Source organism: Chelonobacter oris, assembly GCF_000772535.1.
GTDB classification, from domain to species: domain Bacteria; phylum Pseudomonadota; class Gammaproteobacteria; order Enterobacterales; family Pasteurellaceae; genus Chelonobacter; species Chelonobacter oris.
The window spans coordinates 20638-27427 of the sequence record NZ_JSUM01000027.1; the positions used below are offsets into that span (position 1 = coordinate 20638).

General features: G+C 44.9%; 7 protein-coding genes. All 7 read right to left on the reverse strand.

Annotated features, from left to right (window positions below; translation table 11 throughout):
• Positions 1–10 precede the first annotated feature (10 nt).
• The 7 genes from OA57_RS11970 to lsrA all read right to left on the reverse strand — a co-directional run bounded on the left by OA57_RS11970 (position 11) and on the right by lsrA (position 6633).
• Entirely contained in the window at positions 11–709 is a 699-nt protein-coding gene (locus tag OA57_RS11970) for a beta/alpha barrel domain-containing protein (protein ID WP_268746712.1), read from the reverse strand.
• A 19-nt stretch (positions 710–728) separates the two neighbouring features.
• Entirely contained in the window at positions 729–1043 is a 315-nt protein-coding gene (gene lsrG / locus OA57_RS11975) for a (4S)-4-hydroxy-5-phosphonooxypentane-2,3-dione isomerase (RefSeq protein WP_034618193.1), read from the reverse strand.
• A 70-nt stretch (positions 1044–1113) separates the two neighbouring features.
• Complete coding sequence (gene lsrF, locus OA57_RS11980; RefSeq protein WP_034618194.1) at positions 1114–1992, reverse strand: 3-hydroxy-5-phosphonooxypentane-2,4-dione thiolase; 879 nt, start codon at positions 1990–1992, stop codon at positions 1114–1116.
• Between the two features lie 21 nt (positions 1993–2013).
• Positions 2014–3030 (reverse strand): autoinducer 2 ABC transporter substrate-binding protein LsrB, encoded by a 1017-nt coding sequence (gene lsrB, locus OA57_RS11985; protein ID WP_034618196.1) that lies wholly within the window; start codon positions 3028–3030, stop codon positions 2014–2016.
• Positions 3031–3088: 58 nt separating this feature from the next.
• Positions 3089–4096, reverse strand: a complete 1008-nt coding sequence (lsrD, locus tag OA57_RS11990; protein ID WP_034618198.1) for an autoinducer 2 ABC transporter permease LsrD — start codon at positions 4094–4096, stop codon at positions 3089–3091.
• 17 nt (positions 4097–4113) lie between these two features.
• Positions 4114–5106: an autoinducer 2 ABC transporter permease LsrC gene (gene lsrC / locus OA57_RS11995; protein ID WP_034618199.1), complete on the reverse strand. Its 993-nt coding sequence runs from the start codon at positions 5104–5106 to the stop codon at positions 4114–4116.
• 9 nt (positions 5107–5115) lie between these two features.
• On the reverse strand, positions 5116–6633 hold the full coding sequence (lsrA, locus tag OA57_RS12000) for an autoinducer 2 ABC transporter ATP-binding protein LsrA (RefSeq protein WP_034618200.1): 1518 nt from the start codon (positions 6631–6633) through the stop codon (positions 5116–5118).
• Between the last annotated feature and the right edge of the window lie 157 nt (positions 6634–6790).

A 6790-nucleotide genomic window follows, 5' to 3' on the forward strand; every position in this document is an offset into this window, starting at 1 on the left:
TGAGATTTACTCAGACCGCACTTTCCACTGCAAGCAATTCTGTTTTCCAACGCATTAGCGTGCCGTCAAGATCCGTATCGGCAAACAAGACGCTTCCCGATACCACCCGGTCGATGCCGAGCCGTTTGGCTTTAATCGCCAAATCTAGGGTCATCGAACCATCAACGGTAATAATTTTTCCCGCCCGTTTTTCACCAAGCATATTCATGACGGATTTAATTCTTGTCAGAATGGAAAATTCATCCGCTTTGACGCCCGTTCGGGGATCAAGAGTTAAAAGTTGAATGAGGTCAATTCGATCCCAATACGGCTGAAGTAATGATAAATCCGTCTCAGGGCATAAGCTCAATCCGCTGAGAACGGGGCGGTTGATACCGTTGGTGACGATGTATTGTGTATTAAGCCAAGCGAGAATATCATGTAAATCTCTGTCACTTTCCAGCTGTAATGTTACCATGTCGGCACCGCACTTAACAGCTTGCTTGGCATGCTTCTCTTGTCGGTTCACCAGTAAATGGACGTCTTTGTAAAAATTGCCGGACAATTGTTTGATTGCCGACGAACCGACGGTAAACAGCGGTGAAAACTGCCCGTCGGCAATATCAACATGCAACAGATTGATTTGATTATTGCTCAATATTGATAATGTTTCTTCGAATTTCAGCCAATTAGCGGCTAAAATGCCGACACTGATTCTTTGTGATTTCAGTTAACGAATCAGTGCCGATCTAGATTTTTTCATGGCTGACATCCTGAGGCAAAATCCAGTTAAAGACGGTTTTGCTTCTTGTTCCGGTCATTAGCGGCTCAAGATCCTTGACGCATTGATGATAATGCTCGGTTTGGCGGTGCGCTTCCAATGCGGCTTCGTTTTCATAAACTTCATAGGCATAAAAACGGGTCGTTATCTTCGGATCCTGCAATACGTCAAACCGCACATTTCCCGGCTCTTTGCGCGTACCATAATGATTGGCGGCAAACACGTTTAAAAATTCCGCTTCCATTCCGGCTTTAATATTGATCTCGACCAACATGGCAAACATAGTAAACTCCTACATAAATTCCTTTTTGAATAGGCCGACGGCAATAACTCGCCATCGGCATATCGTCACGCTATTGATTTTTTTCGTCCAGATAAAGTTGATAAGCTTTTTCTGCATTTTCACCTTGATGTACCACCGCATGAACGGCCTTGAGCATGGCGACAGGCGCATCGGACTGAAAAATATTGCGCCCCATATCAACCCCCGCAGCACCCTGATCAATCGCCCGATAGCACATTTCCAACGCCTCCGGTTCAGGCAGTTTTTTACCGCCGGCAATCACAATCGGCACAGGACAGCCTGCCGTTACCCGCTCAAAACCTTTATCCACATAGTACGTTTTGATAACGTGCGCTCCCATTTCTGCGGCAATGCGGGTTGCCAATGAAAAATAGCGTTGATCCCTCGCCATCTCTTTGCCGACGCCGGTTACCGCCATGGTCGGAATGCCGTAACGCGTTCCCTGATCGACTAATTGAATAATATTTTTGATTGATTGGTGTTCATGCTCCGAACCGATATAGACTTGTGCCGCCATTGCCGACACATTCAAACGTACCGCATCTTCCACACAAACCGCAACCGCTTCATTTGATAATGCCGTCAAAATCGAATTTGCCCCTGACGCGCGCAACACTACCGGTTTTCCGGTATCCGGCGCAACCACGCTTCTCAAAATACCGCGGGTACACATTAAGACATCGGTGTATTCAAAGAGCGGTGCAATATGCAAATCAATCCGTTCCAATCCGGTCGTCGGGCCTTGGAAATAGCCGTGATCGAACGCCAACATAATCGTTTTGCCGGTTTTGGGGTTGAAAATATTTGCCAAACGAGATTGCATGCCCCAATCCAACGCGCCTAATCCTTTCATATAAAACGCTTTATTGGCTTGCGGTTTATCCAGTCCGAAATCTTTACCATCCCGAATATCATCTAAATCAGCCATCATATCTCTCCTGTATCACATTTAAAAATGGTAGTTATCAATGTTTTCTTTTGTGAAAACCACTCGCTCCGGCAGCACGACAATGCCGTTATCCGCCGCTTCATATTCATAACCTTGTACGCTGTTCGGCGATATTTCAACCGTGCCGACACCCTCAACATCGAGTTTATCCCCCACTTTCAACGGTTTTCCTTTCAGCACATCGTTTGCAACCGCAACGGAAATCTTGCCTTGCTGAACCACATCCCATAATCCGAACTGCTTCACCGTGCCGCGTTTAACATATGGACGCATCACGTTCGGGGTGCTGAAGCCGACAATCACAACATCTTCACGTTTCAGATTTTCAGCAGCTTGCGCCGCCGCCGGCAAGGCGTTGGCGTCCGGGGCAATAATGGCATCCAAATCCGGATAGGCTTTCAAAATCCCTTCCGCCGTTTGCAATGATTTAATCGCATCGTTATAACCGAATTGAGTAGTGACGATTTCCCATTCGGGATGTGCTGCGCCAATCTTCTCTTTTGCAACGTTAACCCATTGGTTTTGATCGGTTACTGTCGGGCTTGAATAGAAAAATGCCACTTTCGCTTTCGGCTTTTGGATTTGATCGGAAGCCATTTCCACCAACATTGAACCGAGCTGGGTCGGCGTGCCTTGATTGATATAATAACTGCGGCATTCCGGATTGGTATCGGAATCCCAAGTCAACACTTTCACCCCTCGTTTCATCGCCCGCTGCAATGTGGAACACAACCCGTCGGGAGACACGGCGGCAACGATAATGGCGTTATAGCCTTGATTGACAAAGTTATTAATTAGTTGTACCTGATTGGATACGCTCGGCTCCGTCGGGCCGTCATAGGTTACATCAACACCCAGTGTTTTGCCCATTTCCACAGCGCCTTGTCCGCCGCTGGTAAAATAGCCGACACCCACCAGTTTAGGAATAAATGCAATTCTGTCCGCCGCTTGTGCAGCGATTGCCGAAAAGCCTAATGCAACGGCAAGTGCGGTTGATTTTATCGCTAAATGTTTCATAATATTTCTCCTTCTTGAGTTTTATAAAACATACCGTGATCAGTATGTCCGTTTGCCGTTAATGGCTTTTAACAACCTGCTTTCCTGCTTTACGACGAATCCAGTAACGAATCGACGAATAATGCAAACTGAGCGATTTTCCAATTAAAACAATAATCAACAATGCGCCCGATAAAGCGCCGGATATCTCATTCGGAACACCTATCATTTGCAATCCCTGCTGTAAATATCCGATTAACAATGCGGCTATCGCCGTCCCTAATACCGATCCCGAACCGCCATAAATATTTGCGCCGCCCAATACCACCGCCGTCAAAACCGGCATTAACAAAGAACTGCCCAAATCGGAACGGGCGGAGCCGAAATAAGACACTAGCAATACAGCGACAAATGCGGCGACTAATCCGATAGCCGCATAAATGGTATATAACGTTTTATTTATCGGCGTTGCGCTATAGCGTGCCGTTCTTTCGCTTTGCCCGATTAAAAACGTGCTTCTTCCTATCGTGGTTTTATGCATTAGCAACCAAAAGATGATCAGCATAATCAGAAAATAGAGAATCGGGGTAGGAACGCCCAACACGGTTTGATTGGCAAAATTCAGCAAACTGTCCGGAAAACCGCCTATGCCCTCATACCCCGTCGCACCGGCAAATCCGGACAAAAGCAACGCGCCGCCGCCATAGAGATACATCGTTCCCAACGTAATAACCAACGGATTGACTTTGGTATAAATAATTAAGCCCGCATTGATCAGCCCGCAAAATCCGCCTAATAAAAAGGTTAAGGGAACGGCAATAAATAATGACATATCCAGTTTAAACAACACCCCCAGAAAAATCGCACACAGCCCTACGGTGGAACCGAAAGAAATATCAATCCCGCCGCTCACAATAATCATCGTTAACGGCAATGCCAGCATGCCGATATAAATAAAATCGCTGGTACTATATAAAAGTACATTGATATCCAACATACGCGGATTGAGCAGACCGAATCCCAGAATCTCAATAATCAACAATAAAAAAAGCGTTATTTCCCAACCATAATTTTTTAATTTCAACATGTGATTGATCCTATTATTTACTTTTGGTTTTCACTTTCTTTTAAAAAACGGGCATATCGTTGCTGTTTAATACTTTTTTCGATCATAATCCTAATTCGTCCGTCAAATACCAGCACAGCAAGTAAAACCATGCCGGCTACAAAGTTGTTCCAGTAGGCCGGAACTTTTAATAAAACCAAAATCGTATCAATTTCAATCAGAAAGTAAGCGCCCAATATGGCGCCGATAATATTTCCTGATCCGCCGAGTAAACTGATTCCCCCCAAGACACAAGCTGCAATCGCCTTCATTTCCAGACCGTTTCCGGTAGAGTTCGGCACAAACCCGATTTGTGAAGCAAAAACAATGCCGGCTAACGATGCCGTCACACCATTAATGGCGAATGCCGAAATTCTGACCGTATCGACTCGAACGCCAAGCTGTAACGCCCCTTGCAAATTATCACCGACCGCATAGAAATTACGCCCTGACCGCACTTTGGTTAATACGAGATAAGCCCCGATAATCAAACCGATTAATAACCACCCAATCAACGAAATGTTTAAAAAAACCGGTTCGGAAAGCGATTTCAATTCTTGCGGCAAGCCTTCAATCCATTTTCCGCCGGTAATTAACAGCATGATTCCTTTATATAATCCCAAAGTTCCGAGTGTCGCCACGATAGCCGGTATTCTCAGCGTCGTAACCAAAATACCGTTGAACAACCCCGCTGATAACCCACAAAACATCGTACCGGCAAAAGCCAATGGCAAGGAATAACCCCAATTCAGCAAACTGCCCATAATAACGGCGCTCAATCCCATGACGGATCCGACGGAAACATCAATATTTCGTGTTAAAATAACGAAAGTCGCGCCGATAGATAACAACATTACAATTTGAGCGGAATTAAAGATCATGCCGATCGTTTGAAAATGAAAACCGTTGTCCCCACCTATCAATAATAAGAAAAGGCATAAAATTGCAAAAACAATGGTCAACTCTCGATTGTTTTGTATAAATTTCCACATAAAAAACCCTTATCCTGATTTGCCGCTAAATGCGATATGCATAATATTTTCTGAATTAATATCTTTACCGCTCAGAGGCAAGCCGATTTCTCCGTCATGCATCACGTATACCCTATCGGACATCTGCTCGATTTCTTCCAAATCGGACGAAATAAACAGAATCGCAACATTCTGTTTCGCGATACTTTTTATCAACTGGTAAATATCCGCCCTTGCCCCGATATCAACCCCTCTTGTCGGTTCGTCGACAATCAGCAGTGCCGGATCCGCCTCCAAACATTTTGCAATCAGAATTTTTTGTTGGTTTCCGCCGGACAATGTTCTGACCACTTGTCGGCTATCGTTAAATTTAATTCCGATAGCACGGTGGTAGCGTGCCAGAATAGCCTCTTCTTTCGCTCGGTTAGTCCAAAATCCCATATCGGTATAGGTTAAACCGCAAGTATTCCAAGATAACGGTGCGTCCAGATATAATCCGGAAGCCTGCCTATCCTCCGGCAAATAAACGATGCCTTTTTCCAAACGCGCTTTCGTATCCAACCGATTAATGCTGATGCCATCAAACAATATCCGCCCTGATTTTTCTTTTCTCAGTCCGTACAATGTTTCCGCCAATTCCGTTCTGCCGGCACCGACTACCCCGGCCAGTCCCAAAATCTCTCCGGGATAAATATCCAGACTGATTGCTTTAAATCCTTCTCCGGTCAGATTTTCAATATGTAAAATCGGACGCCCTGTTGCCTTAACACGATGATGACCCGGCAGTTCCAGCCACAATTTTTGCGATTCGGTCAATTGTCCGGCCTTGGGTTTTGGTTTAATCGCGCTAATCACCTCGTCACGCTTCAGCGCCGCCGTTTCACCACTCAACGCAATACAGCCGTCACGCATGACACTGATAAAATCGGAAATCCGCCAGACTTCCGGCAATTTGTGCGAAATAAACACAATACCGACGCCTTTCACTAATAATGATCGTATTTTGGCGAACAAACTTTCGGTTTCTAACGGAGTCAACGATGCGGTCGGTTCGTCTAAGATTAAAATAGACGCATTCCGCATCAATCCGCGCATAATTTCAACCAATTGCTGATCGGCAACATCCAATAAGCCCGCCTGCATATCCAATTTAAGATGGGAATTGAGTTCATTAAGCAGTGCGGTCAGCTTCCGTTCACTGTTGCTACGTTGTTTCAAACCAAACAGAATATTTTCCCGCACGCTCAAGTTGGGAAATAACAACGGCTCTTGCGGAACAAGGTAAATCCCGAGATGATGTGCTTTATTCGGCGAAAGGGAATGATGTAGTTCACCGTTAATTTCAATCTCACCACTATCTTGCGGCTGAATACCGGCAATAATTTTCATCAATGTCGACTTTCCGGCACCATTTCCGCCTAATAAGGCATGAACCTGCCCTGAATACAGTTCGAAATTAATCCCTTTTAAAACGTCAACACCTGAGAAAGACTTGCTGACGTTCCGAATGGCAAGCAAGCGTTTTCGCTCGGTAACCTGATTAACCATAATCCTCCCATATACCCACCAACAAAGTGAACAAATGTATTTTTATTTATCATTTGTTTTAAACCCTATCAGGTAGAATTTAAAATAACCGTGATTAAGATCACGAAATAAAAATAAAATCGGCGTAAAATACGGCAAATCGTGACTTTTTTGCATA

What these genes read in the sequence shown, in the direction of transcription:
- lsrF (WP_034618194.1), bottom strand. Translation starts at nt 1,992, where the DNA reads ATGGCTGATTTAGATGATATTCGGGATGGTAAAGATTTCGGACTGGAT.
- lsrC (WP_034618199.1), bottom strand. Translation starts at nt 5,106, where the DNA reads ATGTGGAAATTTATACAAAACAATCGAGAGTTGACCATTGTTTTTGCA.
- lsrB (WP_034618196.1), bottom strand. Translation starts at nt 3,030, where the DNA reads ATGAAACATTTAGCGATAAAATCAACCGCACTTGCCGTTGCATTAGGC.
- lsrA (WP_034618200.1), bottom strand. Translation starts at nt 6,633, where the DNA reads ATGGTTAATCAGGTTACCGAGCGAAAACGCTTGCTTGCCATTCGGAAC.
- lsrG (WP_034618193.1), bottom strand. Translation starts at nt 1,043, where the DNA reads ATGTTTGCCATGTTGGTCGAGATCAATATTAAAGCCGGAATGGAAGCG.
- lsrD (WP_034618198.1), bottom strand. Translation starts at nt 4,096, where the DNA reads ATGTTGAAATTAAAAAATTATGGTTGGGAAATAACGCTTTTTTTATTG.